Source organism: Myroides sp. C6-3, assembly GCF_050522425.1.
In the GTDB taxonomy this organism is placed as follows: domain Bacteria; phylum Bacteroidota; class Bacteroidia; order Flavobacteriales; family Flavobacteriaceae; genus Flavobacterium.
This window is the reverse complement of sequence record NZ_JBMVQP010000020.1, coordinates 1-17272: the sequence shown is the minus strand read 5'-3', so window position 1 is coordinate 17272 and position 17272 is coordinate 1. Positions and strand designations below refer to the sequence as shown.

General features: G+C 32.3%; 19 protein-coding genes. 11 read left to right on the top strand and 8 right to left on the bottom strand.

Annotation, left to right across the window (positions count from 1 at the left end):
• Nucleotides 1-85 precede the first annotated feature (85 nt).
• On the top strand, nt 86-667 hold the full coding sequence (locus ACPDG9_RS09655) for an HPP family protein (RefSeq protein ID WP_430527550.1): 582 nt from the start codon (nt 86-88) through the stop codon (nt 665-667).
• Nucleotides 668-717: 50 nt separating this feature from the next.
• Nucleotides 718-1173 carry a DUF1801 domain-containing protein gene (locus tag ACPDG9_RS09650; RefSeq protein ID WP_430527549.1) on the top strand — a complete coding sequence of 152 codons (456 nt, stop codon included), beginning with the start codon at nt 718-720 and terminating at the stop codon, nt 1171-1173.
• A gap of 133 nt (nt 1174-1306) precedes the next feature.
• On the opposite strand, the gene ACPDG9_RS09645 is transcribed toward ACPDG9_RS09650, so the two are convergent.
• Both ACPDG9_RS09645 and ACPDG9_RS09640 read right to left on the bottom strand, forming a co-directional pair.
• Nucleotides 1307-3247 (bottom strand): oleate hydratase, encoded by a 1941-nt coding sequence (locus tag ACPDG9_RS09645; protein ID WP_430527548.1) that lies wholly within the window; start codon nt 3245-3247, stop codon nt 1307-1309.
• A 258-nt stretch (nt 3248-3505) separates the two neighbouring features.
• Nucleotides 3506-4213, bottom strand: coding sequence for a LuxR C-terminal-related transcriptional regulator (locus tag ACPDG9_RS09640; protein ID WP_430527547.1), 708 nt, complete (start codon nt 4211-4213; stop codon nt 3506-3508).
• Between the two features lie 241 nt (nt 4214-4454).
• Here ACPDG9_RS09640 and ACPDG9_RS09635 point away from each other — a divergent pair, with 241 nt between their 5' ends.
• From ACPDG9_RS09635 to ACPDG9_RS09625, 3 genes are all read left to right on the top strand, one after another.
• The gene (locus ACPDG9_RS09635; protein ID WP_430527546.1) at nt 4455-5201 is read left to right on the top strand and encodes a hypothetical protein; all 747 of its coding nucleotides are present in this window, start codon (nt 4455-4457) and stop codon (nt 5199-5201) included.
• 26 nt (nt 5202-5227) lie between these two features.
• The gene (locus ACPDG9_RS09630) at nt 5228-5785 is read left to right on the top strand and encodes a hypothetical protein (RefSeq protein WP_430527545.1); all 558 of its coding nucleotides are present in this window, start codon (nt 5228-5230) and stop codon (nt 5783-5785) included.
• Nucleotides 5786-6239: 454 nt separating this feature from the next.
• A complete protein-coding gene (locus ACPDG9_RS09625) occupies nt 6240-7289 on the top strand; it encodes an alpha/beta hydrolase (RefSeq protein ID WP_430527544.1) in 1050 nt (349 codons plus the stop codon).
• A 1618-nt stretch (nt 7290-8907) separates the two neighbouring features.
• Here ACPDG9_RS09625 and ACPDG9_RS09620 read toward each other — a convergent pair.
• Nucleotides 8908-9291: a metallophosphoesterase gene (locus ACPDG9_RS09620; protein WP_430527543.1), complete on the bottom strand. Its 384-nt coding sequence runs from the start codon at nt 9289-9291 to the stop codon at nt 8908-8910.
• 91 nt (nt 9292-9382) lie between these two features.
• Here ACPDG9_RS09620 and ACPDG9_RS09615 point away from each other — a divergent pair, with 91 nt between their 5' ends.
• Entirely contained in the window at nt 9383-9709 is a 327-nt protein-coding gene (locus tag ACPDG9_RS09615; RefSeq protein WP_430527542.1) for a hypothetical protein, read from the top strand.
• 234 nt (nt 9710-9943) lie between these two features.
• On the opposite strand, the gene ACPDG9_RS09610 is transcribed toward ACPDG9_RS09615, so the two are convergent.
• Both ACPDG9_RS09610 and ACPDG9_RS09605 read right to left on the bottom strand, forming a co-directional pair.
• Nucleotides 9944-10171 carry a hypothetical protein gene (locus ACPDG9_RS09610; protein ID WP_430527541.1) on the bottom strand — a complete coding sequence of 76 codons (228 nt, stop codon included), beginning with the start codon at nt 10169-10171 and terminating at the stop codon, nt 9944-9946.
• A gap of 6 nt (nt 10172-10177) precedes the next feature.
• Nucleotides 10178-10834: a hypothetical protein gene (locus ACPDG9_RS09605; protein WP_430527540.1), complete on the bottom strand. Its 657-nt coding sequence runs from the start codon at nt 10832-10834 to the stop codon at nt 10178-10180.
• 318 nt (nt 10835-11152) lie between these two features.
• Between ACPDG9_RS09605 and ACPDG9_RS09600 the strand changes: the two genes are divergently transcribed.
• Nucleotides 11153-11404, top strand: coding sequence for a hypothetical protein (locus tag ACPDG9_RS09600; protein ID WP_430527539.1), 252 nt, complete (start codon nt 11153-11155; stop codon nt 11402-11404).
• Between the two features lie 177 nt (nt 11405-11581).
• On the opposite strand, the gene ACPDG9_RS09595 is transcribed toward ACPDG9_RS09600, so the two are convergent.
• From ACPDG9_RS09595 to ACPDG9_RS09585, 3 genes are all read right to left on the bottom strand, one after another.
• Nucleotides 11582-12226, bottom strand: a complete 645-nt coding sequence (locus tag ACPDG9_RS09595; protein WP_430527538.1) for a hypothetical protein — start codon at nt 12224-12226, stop codon at nt 11582-11584.
• A gap of 81 nt (nt 12227-12307) precedes the next feature.
• Nucleotides 12308-12493: an integrase core domain-containing protein gene (locus tag ACPDG9_RS09590; protein WP_430527537.1), complete on the bottom strand. Its 186-nt coding sequence runs from the start codon at nt 12491-12493 to the stop codon at nt 12308-12310.
• A 283-nt stretch (nt 12494-12776) separates the two neighbouring features.
• Entirely contained in the window at nt 12777-13043 is a 267-nt protein-coding gene (locus tag ACPDG9_RS09585; protein WP_430527536.1) for a transposase, read from the bottom strand.
• Nucleotides 13044-13571: 528 nt separating this feature from the next.
• Here ACPDG9_RS09585 and ACPDG9_RS09580 point away from each other — a divergent pair.
• From ACPDG9_RS09580 to ACPDG9_RS09565, 4 genes are all read left to right on the top strand, one after another.
• A complete protein-coding gene (locus tag ACPDG9_RS09580) occupies nt 13572-14894 on the top strand; it encodes a phage integrase SAM-like domain-containing protein (protein ID WP_286466942.1) in 1323 nt (440 codons plus the stop codon).
• A 17-nt stretch (nt 14895-14911) separates the two neighbouring features.
• Entirely contained in the window at nt 14912-15970 is a 1059-nt protein-coding gene (locus ACPDG9_RS09575; RefSeq protein ID WP_430527535.1) for a hypothetical protein, read from the top strand.
• A gap of 109 nt (nt 15971-16079) precedes the next feature.
• Nucleotides 16080-16355 carry a helix-turn-helix domain-containing protein gene (locus ACPDG9_RS09570; RefSeq protein WP_286466945.1) on the top strand — a complete coding sequence of 92 codons (276 nt, stop codon included), beginning with the start codon at nt 16080-16082 and terminating at the stop codon, nt 16353-16355.
• Nucleotides 16356-16359: 4 nt separating this feature from the next.
• The gene (locus ACPDG9_RS09565; protein WP_430527534.1) at nt 16360-17268 is read left to right on the top strand and encodes a hypothetical protein; all 909 of its coding nucleotides are present in this window, start codon (nt 16360-16362) and stop codon (nt 17266-17268) included.
• The last annotated feature ends 4 nt before the right edge of the window (nt 17269-17272 follow it).

The window sequence follows — 17272 nt, the reverse complement described above, 5'->3', positions numbered from 1 at the left end:
GCTGTGTTTTTTATTTGATAGCTTATAGAAGTTTGATCAAGTCAAATTCAAATGACTATATTTGCATTCCTCGAAATACAACTGGATGTCACTGAAAAAAAATAAAGTGTACCGTAGAACACGGTACGTACTGTATAAAGAAACTTTAGTAGATTTTAAAGAACACTGTTGGGCCTTTATTGGTTCTTTTATTGGATTAGGAACTATTTGTTATTTGCATTTCGAAACCTTTAGCCAGCAGGATTTAACGCTTTTAATCGGTTCTTTTGGTGCGACTTGTGTTTTGATCTATGGCGCTATTGGAAGTCCATTAGCTCAACCTAAAAATTTATTTTTGGGGCATCTAATTTCTGCGATTATTGGGGTTACGATTTATAAAATTCTCGGAGATTATATCTGGGTTGCAGCACCACTTGCTGTTTCGCTATCTATTATTGGGATGCAGATGGCCAAATCACTACATCCTCCAGGAGGAGCAACGGCGCTCATTGCTGTAACAGGAGGGAACAGCATCACAAATCTTGGTTATGGTTATGTATTTTCTCCTGTATTAACGGGTGTAACGATCTTGTTTATAGCCGCTCTTATCTTTAATAATATTCCGCATAAACGCCAATATCCCATGCGATCCCTTATTCGTTTTCACAAGCGAAAGAAAAAAAGATGACAGGATTGAATATCGATTAAAATCGATTTTTTATTTAGTATATTAGCGCTATGAAAGCAGTAGGAAGTACAGTAGAGGACATTTTATCTCATATACCGGTAGAACGTGCAGAAGCTTTTACTAAGCTTCATCAAACCATTGTAGCTAATTTACCTGAAGGTTTTGAAGCAGCTATTAGTTACGGAGGCTTGGGGTATGTAATTCCCCATCAATTGTATCCTGCAGGGTATCATTGTAAACCTGCCGAACCATTGCCTTTCGCTGGATTAGCTAATCAAAAGAACTCCATTAATTTTTACCATATGGGTATTTATTCTGATCCCGAATTAATGGAATGGTTTGTTTCAGAATATCCCAAATACAGCAAGCAAAAATTAGATAGGGGTAAAAGTTGCATTCGCTTTAAAAAACTAGAAGAAATTCCCTACGATTTAATTGGAGCGTTGATGCAAAAGATGAGTGCACAGCAGTGGATTGATCGCTATGAAAGTCTTTTAAAAAAATAGAGTAGTCTTAGCTACTGAAAAAAGAGTCTTTATGTGGACTCTTTTTTTGTTTATTTGCGTTGTTTCTTCTCCGAGGTAACAGCAGTTTAGCTCTTTATTTGATAGCGTTTTACTGTTGTTTATTTCCATCTAATTAGCTGTGGATTTTCTTGAACCACGCTTTGGCCTTTTCATATTGCTCAACGAGGAAAGAATCTTGTTCTCTTTTATTTTTTTCAACTACAGGAAGTACGTGTTCATAGTAAGTTCCTTCTAAAAATTTACGCAGTAATCCATCACCTACGATAGGTTGATCATCATTTAGGGCATGTGCTGCTTTAAGGAGATGTCGGATATCGTATTGAAGCGGGAAGATATCGGGGATTTGTTTATTTAAGTTAAGCAATTGGTAAACCGCTTGTCTCCCCGTTCGAACCGAACTTTCCATGGTAAAAACAACATCGTTATTCGTTTCCACAAATTGACCAATAAGACCTAAATTAGTGCATCCTTGTGGAACAACTTGAGGTCGATCTCCTTGAGCACGAGGCATAAACATAGCTGTGATATAAGGCATATATGCCGTTCGAACAATTGTATTTTCAATTACTTGATCTAACTGATCTAGGAGTCCTAAATGATAGCACAATTCGGCTAAGATTTCATTTCCCGTACAGGCTGGCATTGTTTTTTTTACATAGTTCCCCTCCTTATCCATAAACAACGCATAGACCCAAAGTACGAGAACATCATGGGGTTGCGTAGGGAAGTGAGGTTGGCGATTGCAAGTAAAACTCATCAACCACTGGGAATCCGTAATCGTTATAATTCCGCCCGTAACCGTTTTTCCGGAGTAGGGATCATGTATACTCAGTTGCTTTAATTTGTCAATTAAGGGCGAGGGTTTACAAGTTAAGGTCGCAGATTCCCAAGAAGATTTGTCAATAGCAGAGCAGAATTTCTCTGGATGTCCAAAAATAGGAGACTTGGTCGCTAAATTTTTCCATAAGGTCCAGCCCGGACTTTTGCCGCTTGTGGCAACATCTACCTTTTGAATAGGAACTGTAGTATTCGTTCCATAAGATGTATCTTCTGTCATTGATCCTGTTGTAAGGATAACAAAATCCTCTTCATTTATTGGAATTTGCATTTGTTGTCCATTTTGTTGAACCTGTAAACTTTGGACCGTTTGTCCTTTCGCTGTAGGGTGTAATTCTACGTCTTGTACTAACGTATCCAATTGAATATGAACACCCAATTCAACAAGATATTGGCGAAGCGGAGTTACAAAAGTATCATATTGGTTGTATCTTGGAAATACTAGAGCAGATAAATCTTTCAATCCATCAATAGCGTGTAAGAATCGATGCATATATAATTTAAACTCTACTAAACTATGCCAATTCTCAAAAGCAAACATCGTCCTCCAAAGGGTCCAGAAATTGCTTGCTAAAAAGGAAGCATTGAAGTATTGCTCAATGGTTAGATCATCTAGTTCTTCTTTCTTTTTTAACAAAAGCTTGATCAAGGACATTTGATCTTTTTTGGAAAGACCGAACTTGCTAAAATCCTGAATTTCTCCTAGTTTATGAATAAATCGAGCTTTCGAATAATTGGGATCATTATCGTTAATAAGGCGGTATTCATCGAGTACGCTATAAGGTTTTGGAAGTTCTAAGGCAGGGATATCTTGAAAAATATCCCATAAATTATCATAGGTCATGTCCATTTCTCTTCCTCCGCGAATAATATATCCCTCTTGGGCATTACCAGCTCCATCCAATGAACCTCCATCAATTGATAACTGCTCTAAAAAAGTGATATTCACAGCGGGAATACGTCCATCTCGAATAAAATAATACGCAGCTGACATCCCAGCGATTCCACTTCCAACGATATACACTTTGCTTTGGCTGAAATCTTTTTTGGGAAGTCCTATGTTTCGTTGATAATTCCCTGGTTGATCGGCAAAAGGCATAGACCGTTGAGGCGTATTAATAGGAGGTTGCGCATTGGCATTAGGGGCATGATTCACTTGTCCATCAATAGTAGAAGCAGCTAATACTTTGTCAAATTTATGGGTATCTACTTTCATTTTTTTGGTTTTTATAGCTAATTACCTATAAAATTAAAGTATAATTTTATTATTTGATACCTTATTCCAAAAAATAAAAAGAGTAGTTTATTTTATTAACTTTTATCCTGTATTCTATTTCAATAGTATAACTAAAAAAGCAAGTTAGCAAAGGAGTGTGCTGTTATAGCTGTATAGATTTAGGCTAGTTTCTAATTTTTATTTTTCTACCTCTAGCTGGCTTAAGAGATAAAGAGATTAACTAAAAGGATGTAAATATCATTGAAAAACATTCAGTTTTTTGATTAGTTCAATAAAACTATGTGTATTTGTTTTGTTGAGTATGTTTTTTCGGTGTGTTTGGATTGTATTGGTACTCAGATTAAGGGCATTGGATATTTCTTTACTAGTTAATCCTTCTTTTATGAGTTGAATAATTTCGTATTCTCTCTTTGTTAATTTTATTTTATTGTCTAAATCGAGGTAAATTCCTTGTTCTTTATCATAGATTTTAAAGTGTGCTTGATCATAAGAACCACAATCGGCATTTAATAGGGTATGGCGTACAATAGATTTTGCCCAATAGCCTTCTTTATTAACTTCTAACGCTTGATACTCTTGTAAAAGCAAAAAGTAGGTACCATCCGCTTTACGCATGCGATACGTATATTCAAACTTATATTTAAATAGCTTGTGATATCTTAGACTATTCGTAAAAGCCTGTACTTGTAATTCTTTTTCAAAGAAGGCATCTAAATCTTCCGGATGTACATTTTGAAGATAAAGTTCCGTGGTCATTTCTTGTGCAGAAAACCCCGTAATTCTAGTAAAATCCATAGTAATAAACTGCAATTTATTGTTCAGTGTGTCGAAAATAAAGGAATACGATTGAGCTGGGGGATTTGGTTCTTTTTTTGCGACTTGGGTACTCTTTCCTTTCTCTTGTTTTAATAAATCTACCCATTTTTTATGAGGGGTTTTGTTCATTGTTGTGCGTTATTTAAAATAGAATTAAAGAAGGGGGCAAGTTAAAATTAATTTTAAAGAAAAACGTGCCTTAGTCAACATTTAATAAAAAGATAAGATTACTTCCTGAGCGAAAGGCCTAGAAAACGTATCGAAGGACGACCACTAAATGCATATAAGTAAATAAAAAGTACCCATAATGGGTATTTTCTAGTATGTAATCCACAGCTAATTTTGTTGAAACCATTAATTTCTTCTTGTGATGAAAAAACTATTTAACCTTTTGCTTGTGTTGTTTATAGCACTACTAACAGTTAGCTGTGACTCTGAAAGTTCAGGAGGCAGTGATGACATGGAAGGCGGTGGTTCTGGAAGTGGAACTGCGGATCAATTATACACCACGTGGACGATGTATAAAAAACATCAAATTGCTTATGAGGACGGCCAGGTTATTTACGACCAAACTACTCCTTATGCTGATGGAGAAATTACCTATCGCTTTGACAGAAACGGGACTTATTATGCGCAAGAGCCGGGTAATTCTATTACCGCTTCTTTTACGTTTGACAAAGCTAGAATGATTATTTTTTTTCCTGGAGATGAACATGGAAATCAAATCAAAACATTAAATGATACGAACTTAACTTTTTGGGGTTATTATGAAACAGCAGGAATTAGAGCCGAAACAACGATGTACTTTAAGAAATACACAGGAGGTACAGGCAGTGGAGGCGGAAATAACGGAGGAGGTTCATCTGATGGGCAAATCTCCTTTTGGATTGGTTCTGATTATCAGTGTGGCCCTATAACGGTTACGGTAAACGGACAAAGTCGAAGTATTACAAGCTATTATAGCAATGGAATCGCAGATTGCAACGCTACGGGTAATGCCAATTTTACGCTTGCACCTGGAACTTATTCTTTTACAGCAACCTGTCAGTCCTATAATTGGAGTGGTACTTTTGAGATCAAAGCGGCAGGTTGTTTGCGTATGAACTTAACTTTATAAGTAATAAACACTTAAAATATAAAGCGATGAAAACAATAGTTCTCACATTTTTAGTTTTGGTTTTTGTTGGATGTAGCAAAGATGAAAACCAGGATAGTAAGGATCCTGCAAAAGGGCCAAATCCTGTAGAAATCCCCATTCAAATGGGGTGGTTTTCCATTAATTCTGGTTCGTTTATAATTAGTGAAGATGGTAGTTCTTTAAATAACTTAGACTACTATGTGCTTCAAAAATCTCTTCCTCAGGTAAACTTTGAATTAATGGGATTATATGTCTATGTGCCTACGGATAAAGGATATACAACCACAATTTCTAAAGCACGGGTAGAAATGACCTCAACTACTGGTATGGCCACGGGTAATATTTATGCCGATAGCTTTAGTTTTTATGAGGGTAAACAAATGATGAATGGTATAGAGTACGCTGTTTATGCCGTTTTTGGTCGATATAATCACGAAAAAGGAATTATACATCCACAAAATTTCGCCAATGTAACTTGGAGTTTAAAGGTTGATTACAAAAAAGAAGGACAAGCAGCAGGCTCTCGAGATCTTATACTAAGTGTTTATAAAAGAAATGAATAGAACTCAAAAGAGACTTTAAAAAATAGTGCTGTTTTGCGATTTATGCGCGTTTTTCTGAATCTGATGGAAACCACAAGGATGCCGGCACCTCGATGAACCCTCACGATAAAGGAAGATGCTAAATAAATAGGAATAGTGGACTTGGTAACTTAGCCTGGACATTAAGTTAAGCATAAAAACTTATCTTTGAATTATGAAATTAGCTTTTATGATCATTTTAAAAATCATTCTATTTGTACTTACCCAGGTGGGATAAGCACATGAAACATCCAAATGAAACATCCAAATGGAATAGAGAAAGGGAATAGAGAAAGGGAATAGAGAAAGGGAATAGAGAAAGGGAATAGAGAAAGGGAATAGAGAAAGGGTATAGAAAATAAAGCTCCTTTTCGCCTTTATTTTCAAATAATTACCTAATTTATTAACCCAACTTTAAAATCAATCAATTTATAGTATGAAAATAGTTCAATTTATTTTTCTTTTAGTTACTTCTTTTGTCAGCGCACAACACGCAAAGTATCACTACGAATACGAAAGTATCATTCCCAATCAAGAACGCTTTGACAAGCTAGACGTCAAGGCGTATAACGAAGCGGACAAAATAGACTTATATGGCACCTTATTGATGCCTAAAACACCGTTTGATAAAGTAGTAATGATTATTCCAGGATCAGGTCCAGACACTCGGGAGAATCACTTTAAATTAGCAGAAGAATTGCTTTTGCATAATATTGCTGTTTTTCGCTATGACGAACGCGGCGTTTCTGAATCAGGTGGAGAATTTAACGAAGTGGCTGAAGGCATCAATGAAGGCGCAGACGATATGGGAATCTTATATCAACAGTTGAAACAACTTCCTGAGGTTAAAGACAAACAGCTAGGGCTTATTGGTCATAGTTTAGGTGGTATGATCGCTATTGACGCTTGGAATAAAAAGAAGGTGAACCCTAGTTTTATGGTGCAATGGTCAACTCCAGTTCAAAGCCATGGTGAATGGCTGAAATACCAATTAAAAAATGGGATAGGTGAACTGCCAGGACAGCTGAAGTACGACAAGCTAGAAGATGCTTATAAAATTATGGACATCTTCAACAAGGCACTTGCCTCAACAAATGACACAACTAGCTGGAAAGAGGACCTGGGCCTAATGAAAGCAACCCGAAAAGAAGCTAAAAAAGCAGGGTATACGTCTAAGCGATATGATCGTTTTCGCTATGCTACGTTTCCGAGCTATAAAAGCTTAATAAAAAAGGATTTTGAAAAAATGTATGCCGCTATTGATGTCCCTGTGCTTTATATCATTGGTACCAATGACCTAATTGTGGATCCAAAAGCAGAGGTTGAAAAACTAAAATTTTTGGGAAATAAAAACACAACCATCAAAGTTATGGATGGATTGGACCATTTCTTAACCACAGAAACAGAACTTATACAGAGTAAGGAGATCTATCATATTGATGCAGGTGCAAGTGATGCCATCATCCAATGGATTAAAACTATTTAAATCTAATTCCTCCTTTTTTATTGTTGTACCAGTTAACAGTTTACTGTGTAAAAGTTAAAAAACAAAAACTATACAAATATTACCTTATAAAAAAACAACCATCTGATAATCAGATGGTTGTTTTTTGTTTCTGTGGAGTCGTTGAAAGATTTAGAGGGTAAAACATCTACAATATAACGAAAACACAAATAGATAATACTTTGATTTATAAGTGTTTAATTATTTTGTATTAATGTTTTTATTTCACATATTACGGCAAGAGCGTACAGAAAGCGTACAAGTTTTTCTATACAAATTTCTAGCATATTATTCTTTTAAATCTGTTTATGACACAACATACATTATTCTTCTAATTTACTTAAAAAAGTTAAGTAATTTTTAATAACATATCTCTGATTGGCACCATTATACGCTGTGTGCTTTTTGCTTAGTAAACATTATTTTCTATATTGATGTCAGCTTTGATGGACCTAGTTATTTAATAATAACAAAACTATTATTAATCTTAAAAGAGTTCATCATGGCAGGAATTACCTTTCTATATCGTTCTTCCAAAGATAGGGCTAATGGACTTGGTCTTCTTTTCCAATCATATGCAGTTAATTTTTCAGGTTGTCTACCTTCATCAACAATGCATAAATATTGACTTAATAGTTATTGAAAATGCTCATCAGCTGAAGCTAAATGGTATTGTTCTCCAAATAACCAATAATTTTCTTCAATAGCTGTTTGAATATGATCTCTTTCAGTACTAAATTTTTTCAGATCATAAACTAAAGTAGCCTAATATTAGAAATAAAGATACTTTAAAAGCATAAAAAAGAACTTTTATTGTTGTTTCAGCGAATCTATAGCAACATTTTAGTTGTATTTTATTAAAATAAGAATTACATATTTCACTATAAAATAAAATATGTAATAGACTTATTACAATTACTCCAGGTCAAAGTGCCTTAGAAAATAGAAGTAAAAGACTTCTTGATATTCCCCATACAATAAATAAGATCCTAGCATTCATAGGGGTTCAACGTCTATTTTTGTTTTTTTGTACAACACTTTTTTTAAAGGAATTCAAACGAAAATCAATGGAATTATTTTAACAGATTAATGGGAGTAGGTGAGCAGTTTTGATGGATATTGTGTAATGCATAGTTTTCTTCTTTATATCATTTTTCACTGATAGAATTAAGATGAAATTCTTTTCTACTTGATCTAAAAGTAGAAAAAAAATATCAGAAATACGTTGATTCGAGATCTGAATAAAATATCATTTATCCTATCAGGAAGGTCAACAATTTTACTTTATGATTTAGTGTATCTCATATGAACTCCTCAAGTTATATTTTTCTATTTTTTGTAACAGGAGAAAATAACGTGTTACATTTTTGTCGTTTTTGTAACATGATAAAATTTAATCTGCATTCAATTTATGTAATTGCGTAGCTTCGTTTAAAAAGCGAAATGAGCTACTTAGAAATGAATGGGATCTGTTTTGTCTTTTCCACGCTAATTTCTTTGTTGTGCATTTAGATTTCTATAAAATAGGGTAAAGGAATGAAATAGTAATTTTTTAATTGATTAAAAATTAATTCGATCGAATAGTAAACAGCTCCTCTTTTTATAGTTCAATAATTAGTTCTTTATCAAATCCATTATCTCTTTCATCTAAATAGCCATGTGGATTACAAATAATTTCTGTTTCACCAACTTTATACTGACATGGGGTATGAATATGACCGTGAATCCAATACGTTGGTTGATGTTCTAAAAAAAAATCCTCCAAGTTGGAAGCATAAGCGGCAGTTACAGGATCATTTTTATAGCTTTCGGCAATGGATAAAATACTTGGTGCATGATGTGTGATAACTACATTTTTTTTAGCAAGAGACTCTTTTAAACTCTGATTTAACCAAGCTTTTGATTTTTGATGGATGTGATAAACATCAATTGTTCTCAATTTGGAATAAGAAGGGTCTCGTTTAATTTGTTTGTAGTCATTCATTTTACTTTGACAAATCATTCCATATTCTATGGGATTGCCAAAAATGGAGAAATCAGTCCATAATGTACATCCGTGAAAGCGAATATCATCGATGTCAGTGTATAGATTTTTAGATTTTGAAACAATTGAAAAGAAATGGGATTGTAGCCCAACAGACAAAGTAAATATATATTTAATTAATCAAAAAGTAATAGATTTACTTCACTTGCAGTATCGAAATACTTTTGAATTATTAGATGCTTCAATATATTCAAATAATGTTTTCGTTGAAACAGAATATAGACTATTACCTATTTTAAATCATATAGATCATGATAAAGTTATTTATAAAGATGATATTTGGGTAGATCAAAATTTTAGTAAAGCCTATAAGAAACACAAACTCAAAGGTTGGGTTTTTGATCGTGAAGATGAATAAAGTTTTATAGGTAATGAATCAAATATACCGACAATTTCTCGCTTGTATTAGCTAGTCGATAGAGAGGAAATCTAAATAGGACTTAATGTTAGATAGAAAAACCAAGGGGATGCTTTTATCCTTGGCTTTGGTGTAATCATTTAATGCTCAAACTTTGCGGTTTAACGCTTAAATCGAAGTTCTGGAATGCGAACAGTGGTGACATTATAAAAGGAATACAACAAATAATAAGATTTATTGTATTGTTTTCAAAATGCGATAAATTACTTCCTCGTTAACTCCCAATTTTCCACGCCAAGCTGTAAGAGGGAAGTTGACTTCTGTTCGGTGATTTGGCGCTTCTTGATGGAGTTGTTTCTCCCAAGAAAGTAATTGATGGTAGGGCGTAAAACCATTGAGCATACTGTAATCCTCAACGAACTTATTGCGTAAAATACCCAAAGTAGCTAAAATACGCAACAACCAAGTTCAGGAGGTATTGTTGCTATTTGGGAGTATCTTTGCTTTTGAAATTCGGTTTAATAGATCTGTAGGTGTTTCATTTTCATTGGCTTGCTCGATACAGTCTATAAGATTTTTAAATACTTCTATATCATTTTTGTCCGCTTTAATTGGGGCTAAGGTTGAGATTTCTCTTAAATCTAAAAGGATTTCGGTATAACCACCAATACGACAATAACCGATGTATAAATCATGACTGTTCTTTCCATCATTCTCCCAGTTTTCTTTGGGCAATCCACATATTTTACAAGGATTTCGAAAAGTGTCTTCTGCAAAAGGTTCGAAAATATGATCGGGTAGATGCTTGGCGTAGGCATAGCTAATAATGGGCTGTAAGCCGCGGTGAAGTCCAGTACCAATCGCTTTGATAAATAAATGATAGATTTTATGTTCTAATCCTTCTTGATTGACGATTGTTCTTAAATCCTGTACAACTTGATTGTGCTGATAATGTTCAATTTGATTGATTGAATACCCACTAGCAGTCAATAAAGAAAGATCTTTTTCTTTTATATTATTAGGTTGTAGCTGATAGGTATAGAACTTTTTATCGCTATCATAAGCTACTGTATTTTGATGTAAATAAACTTTAGATAGAATCTTGATTAGTTTTGGATCGATCATGATAGTTGGATTGTACTAGAATAGTGCTAAGGTATTTAAAATTTCTCTTGCTCTACTTTTAATTTGATCATTTCTACTAAATCATTTTGTGTGTGATTAATCGGTAATTATTTTTCGACACAATAAATCAGATCCTATTATTGATTTTGAATCTTTATAAGATCTTTTATTTTGAAATCATCCCATACTTTTTGATAAATATTAATCATACGTGTGGTTATAGCTTGAAAATGATTATTAATTGTATCATCAGTAATTCTGTCAATCATTTAACTCCAATATTGAAAATCATTTTCATTAACAAATGAAATTTTTCGTATGTACAGTCTGTTTAAAGGACAAGGCGCAAACCAAGCCTTATTAGATGCCTTACTCTTAGCTCGTATTATTACTAAAGGACGTGTAGCAACACCCTGGAGAGAAAATGGTCTAACTACAGTACTAAACGACTTTGAAGCGGCTATGTTCACACGAAGTGCTGAAAAAGTAAAAGGCTCAACTCAAGCCACTCAGCTGCTTCATTCCGCCTTTGTTTTAGAAGAATGCAATCAACCCAGGGGGGGGCAGTAAAATCAAAAAAACAAGGGTAGTATCCGAAACAGAAGTAAATAGGGTAGGGGCAATTTGGTTTGTAATGCCCCGAATTATAACTTGGGGTTTTGTGTTTGTTGATTTCAAAGATACAAAACCAAGGCTAAATTTAGGGCGAATCCTACAATTTTTGCAAATTACTGTTGGTAGATGTTTTTATCTTTTTACTTTATTATTGTTATATTCAATTTTTCTATTTAGGTCATTAATTGCCTTACTCCAATCTATAGTTGGTTGTATGGTTTTTATTGCATTAATGTCTTTTTCATAATTGTTTTTATATGAAATTAGGGTATCATTTGCCTTTGAATGTTCATTGAACATGATGTTGCCAACGTAGGTGATTTCCCCTTTTTTAACATCAAAAGGAATAGAAAAACTGCTTGAATAACTTGTTCGTTGCAGTGCTGCGAATCCGCTGTTTGTAAATAGTCGTATACTTGAAATTTCATATTTCCCTTCAGGTCTTTCGATTGAAAATAAATAGGTTAAACCATTGTCTAATTGCCCCTTATGCCTCATTTTCCATATTTGTTCTGGGCTTATTTGTATTTCAATTGAATTTTTATTCGCAATTTTCTCATCCGTATCTTTTGCAGTTATTCTTATGAAATATCCATTATATTTAGCTTTCTCCTTTGGAAAAGTTATTGAGCCTATAAGTAAACCATTTTGAGCGGTTTCTTTTTGAAAATGCATCGGCTGTCTTGAAAGTGCTGGAGCTGCACAACTTTGAACTAACATCATTACTGAAAATAACGCAACAGATAATGTGACAATTTTAAATAACTTTTTTTTCATTTTGTTTCTTGTTTATTCTTTTGTAAAAATAGTAGCCAACAGTGTTTTGATTAATCATTAATGGGTGTAGGCTTTTTCATTTTAGGACGCCTCTAAATTCGACAAATAATTCTTATTATGTTGAGATTTGATGAAGAATTTAAATTCTTCATCAAATCTGGGCTTATATTCTTTAGGAGATTTATTTCCTAATGCTTTATGAGGATGATTAAAATTATAATCCTCTCTCCATTTATCAGCCAATCTTTGTAACTGGTATACAGTCATCTAATACATTAAAAACTCGTACTTTTCTGCCATCTGTAAGAAAGTCACTCATAAAATCCATACTCCAACACTCATTGAGTACTTGCGGTGTTTCTAAAGGCTGTTTAACTCTTGTTATTAAACGTTTCTTATGCACTTAGTTTATCAATAACCTCTGTATCATCTTTTTTACTTTGATAATACCACATTGATCGGCTTAATCCAACTAATAAACAAATACGAACGATCGATAACTTGCATTGCTCTAACAGATACTTTACCCTTTCTATTTTATCTGCTGAGCTTAGAACTTTTTTGACAGAATATCTTTGAGCATTTTATTGTCTAAACTAACATCAGCATACATCTGTTTGAGCTTGCGATTTTCTTCTTCAAGTTCTTTTAAGCGCTTCAACTCATGTTTTTCCATTCCACCATACTTCTTTCTCCAATAGTAAAACGTACTCTTACCGATACCTAATTCTCGAGAGATTTCACTTACCGATCTTCCCTGTTCATTTTCTTTGAGAGCTTTAATGATTTGGTTCTCACTAAAATTACTTGCTTTCATAATTGACAGTTTTGTTTGAAGTTAATAATTTGGAATGTATTTATAATACTGCTTTACGAGAAGTATATTAATAAAGAGTCTTACTAATGGGGGAAGCCTCTAAAAATCACTTTTACAGTATAATTGTTTTTTTAACTTATTCGATTAATAATACTAAATCAAAAAACACGGTAAAAACATTGCTTTTTAGACAAAAAAAGTGAAGATAAGACAACATAGAAAGGAGTATATAAAAGGATCCGAAAAATAAAAGCGTACAAAAAGCGTACAGATTTGGACATAAAAAAAGCCTAACTATTTAATTATCAATAGTTAGGCTTTATTATCTGTGGAGTCGCCGAGAGTATTGCTAATGAAATTGTTTGAAATTATTTAAAACTAATTAAAACATAATACTGTTATTAATCAGTACATTACAAATATAAATATTTTTTAAAGTTACATTTTATTTTAACTGATTTAATTTTTGTGTGCAAGTTGTGTGCAAATTTATTAAATTTGAGTTTATACATTCAAAAATATTTAATAATGTCTGCTGTAACATTCTCTTATCGTTCTACAAAAGAAAAAGCACCTTTAGAAGTTCGTTTATCATTTCGTATTGATGGAAGTAAAAATCCTTACTCTTTTTATTGTCGTTCTAAAATTATTGTTGAAAAAGTTTATTGGAAAAATTTACATACTAAAACTGATTTTCCTAACTACAGAGATATTGACAAACAAAATGAAGTAAAAGAAATAAAAAACAAGCAGTTTGCTATAAATGAAGAAATTGAAAATATCAGAACTCATATATTAACGGCTTTTGATTTAGTACCAAGCGATGAGGTTTTAAAAGTAGTAAATAAAAAATGGTTAGAATACCAAATTGATATTTATTACAACCCTCCTAAAACTAAGGAAGAAGAAGAACAGGCTAAAATTCCAACTGACTTAATCAGCTATATTGATTATTATTTAGATTATCGTAAACACGAAATTTCGGAATCATTACGCAAAAAGAACAATGTTGTTAAAAACAAATTGATTCGTTTTCAGAAAGAACGTAAAAAAACAATTTTAATAAAAGATGTAAACGATAAGTTCAAACAAGAATTTGTAGCGTATCAAAAAAAACATGGTTATTCTCAAAACACTATACAAAGAGAATTAGTATTTATAAAAACATTTTGCAGACACGCTTCTTTTGTAGGATTAGAAACACACCCACAAATGGAAGGTTTACGAATAGATAGAGAAAAGGTAATTCCTATTTACTTAACTTTTGAAGAGATAGAACAAATAAAAGAAACTAATAATTTACCTGAGTATTTAGATAATGCACGAGATTGGTTAATAATTAGTTGTTATATAGGGCAAAGAGTATCTGATTTTATGAGATTTAAAAAAGATATGATTCGCATTGAAAATAATGAAATGTTTTTAGAGTTCACTCAAGTTAAAACTAAAAAACCTATGACAGTACCAATACACCCAAAAGTTATTGAAATACTAGAAAAGAGAAACGGAGATTTTCCAAGAAAAATATCAGATGTGAATTACAACTTATATATAAAAGAAGTTTGCCAACGTGCTGGAATTACACAAATTGTAAGTGGAAGTAAAAAAGTTGAAACAGCACCAAAGAGTAAACAATATAGAAAAGTATCAGGAGAATTTCCTAAATATGAACTTATAACCTCTCATATTGGAAGACGTTCTTTTGCTACTAATTTTTACGGAAAAATACCAACAACCTATTTAATTTACACCACAGGGCATTCTTCAGAAGCAATGTTCTTGGCATATATCGGAAAATCAAACAAAGATTTAGCAAAAGAAACAAGTAACTATTTTAAAAGCATTGTTTAATTAACTAATAACCAGCTATGAAAGACAAAAATAAAAAGTTCAAATTAGCACCTAAAAGCATTAAAGAAGAATTTAATGCTGAATATAGAAAAATTCAGCAATTAGGTAATACACACGTTAATTTATTCATAAGTTTCGAAGATGATAGTGAATTTATGCAGGCTTTTCAAAATGAATTTGCAAATACGTCACTAAAACCAGATGTTTCAAAATACTGGATAGGACGATTTGGAGAAGAAAAAGTAAATGCTACTATGCTAAAATTAAAAGGAATTCAAAGCAATATTAAAAAAGCTCCTTCAGAAAAAAAATTAAATGATAAGTCAAGAGAATTTTATAACGATTTAATGGAAGGAAAAGAACCGAAAGAATGCTATACTCATATTATTGTAGAAACCAATATTTATCAACAGTTTAGAAATATTGAAAATATACTTAATAGTTTCAAAGAAATGAAAGACTTTGATAATTCAGCAGATAGTTTGTTACAACAAGCAAAAGAGTTTGGCGAAGGTCTAATTTCAGAAATACAAAATCTAAATTACGAGCCAATAAGAACAAAAATCATTGAAACAATTATAAACGACAAAGAAAATATAAATTCAGTTTTAAATGGATTCTTAAATAATAACTTCAATAAAAAAGCATTTGACGATAATTACAGAAAAGCTAAAATGTACTTAGATAATTATTTGAAAATATATTTAGAAACACAAGTACAAACAATAAAAGAAAACAATCAATCTAATACCATTGAGAAAAAACCTACAAAGAAGGAAGGATATCTTTTTAAGATTGGTTTAAAATTAGCTTTGGGAGAACTTGATGAAGATTTAATTATTAAAGAAGGTAATATTTTACTTAATACAGATTTAAGCTTTCGAAAATTAGCTGATAAATATATGCTTAATGAAGTTTATCTAAAATGTACGATTGCAAACTACACAGTTTCAAATCAAAATAAAAATTTACGTAATAATCCCGAAATAATTAAAAAAGTATTAACACATTTAAAATCAATAGGTAAAGAACCAAAAGAATGGTTTCTAAATGAGTTTGAAACAATAGTACTGTAATAGTACCAGTACCAGTTTAAGTACCAAGTCGTTCGCTATAAATTTGGGGTATTCAATTGAAAATGAAGCCCTGACGAGGGTTTATTAATTAACTCAATATTATAAGTCAATGAACGATTTAGTTTTTAGTCCTATAAACACGGACACACTTATTGAAAGAATAGCTCAAAGAACAGCAGAGTTATTAATTAATCAAGCACCTCAACGTCAGGAAACAGAACAAGAAGAATTTTTGACACGTACTGAAGCAATGCAGTTTTTAAAAATTACAACAGCCACGCTTTGGAGATACGAAAAGAAAGGTAAAATCACTTCACACGGTATTGGTGGCAAACGCTACTTTAAAAAGTCTGAGTTAGAACAAAGTTTAGTTCAAAAAAAATAGAGCTATGAGTACACAAAACACAAATAGCTCTAATATTCTTGTAGCTGAGAATATGAGTAAATATACGGATTTTATAACAGAATGGCAAACAGACTTTACTTCACGAATAAAACAAGCCTTAAACAGTCAAAAGCACGTTTTTACAATAAATGATGCTATTGAAAAAAGTGAAGGTCGACGTACACCTTTAGATAATGTATTTATAGAGCATTTTAAATTTATAAGCTCAAATCCATTAGGGAAAAACGATTACTTCAAGTATCTAAATAGTTATAAAAAGGGTAAGAAGCTAGATGAAAAGTATTTTAAACACGATTTAGAATTATTACATCAATTATATAAAAAGGTAGATGAAAACCCAAGTTATACACCATTTTCAAAAAACAATTGGGAAAAGTACGTTTTGTTTATACTTCTAAAGTTCACAGGTTTGTATAAACCCGAAAAAATGGACGAAGTTTTTAACGTTAAAATTGATGAAAATCGGGAATACAATCCAATAACATCTTTATCACGTCCTTTACGTGGAATGTTACCACCATCACTTAAATTAATAGAATTTGACATTTACAGAGCGTATCCAACTTTTATTGATTTAGAGTTAGGTATTAGCCGAAATGAAGACGTTTACAGCTTAATAGACAAACGAAAGTTTAATAAACTAATAAATATTCATAATGAGATTGAAGGCACTTCAATTGAAAGCGTACGCAATGAATTAAGATGTGTTTATGATAATCGAGTTGATGAGGTTATAACAGAAAAACGCTTTTATAATAAAGGGCAAATGTTTCGAGATTTAACTAAATACGAAGCTAACTATATCAACGAATTTGTAAAGTATGCACCCGAGCAAGTACATCTAGTGAGATCTAATTATTCTTCTACATTATCCAGGATAAGTTTCTTGTAATTAT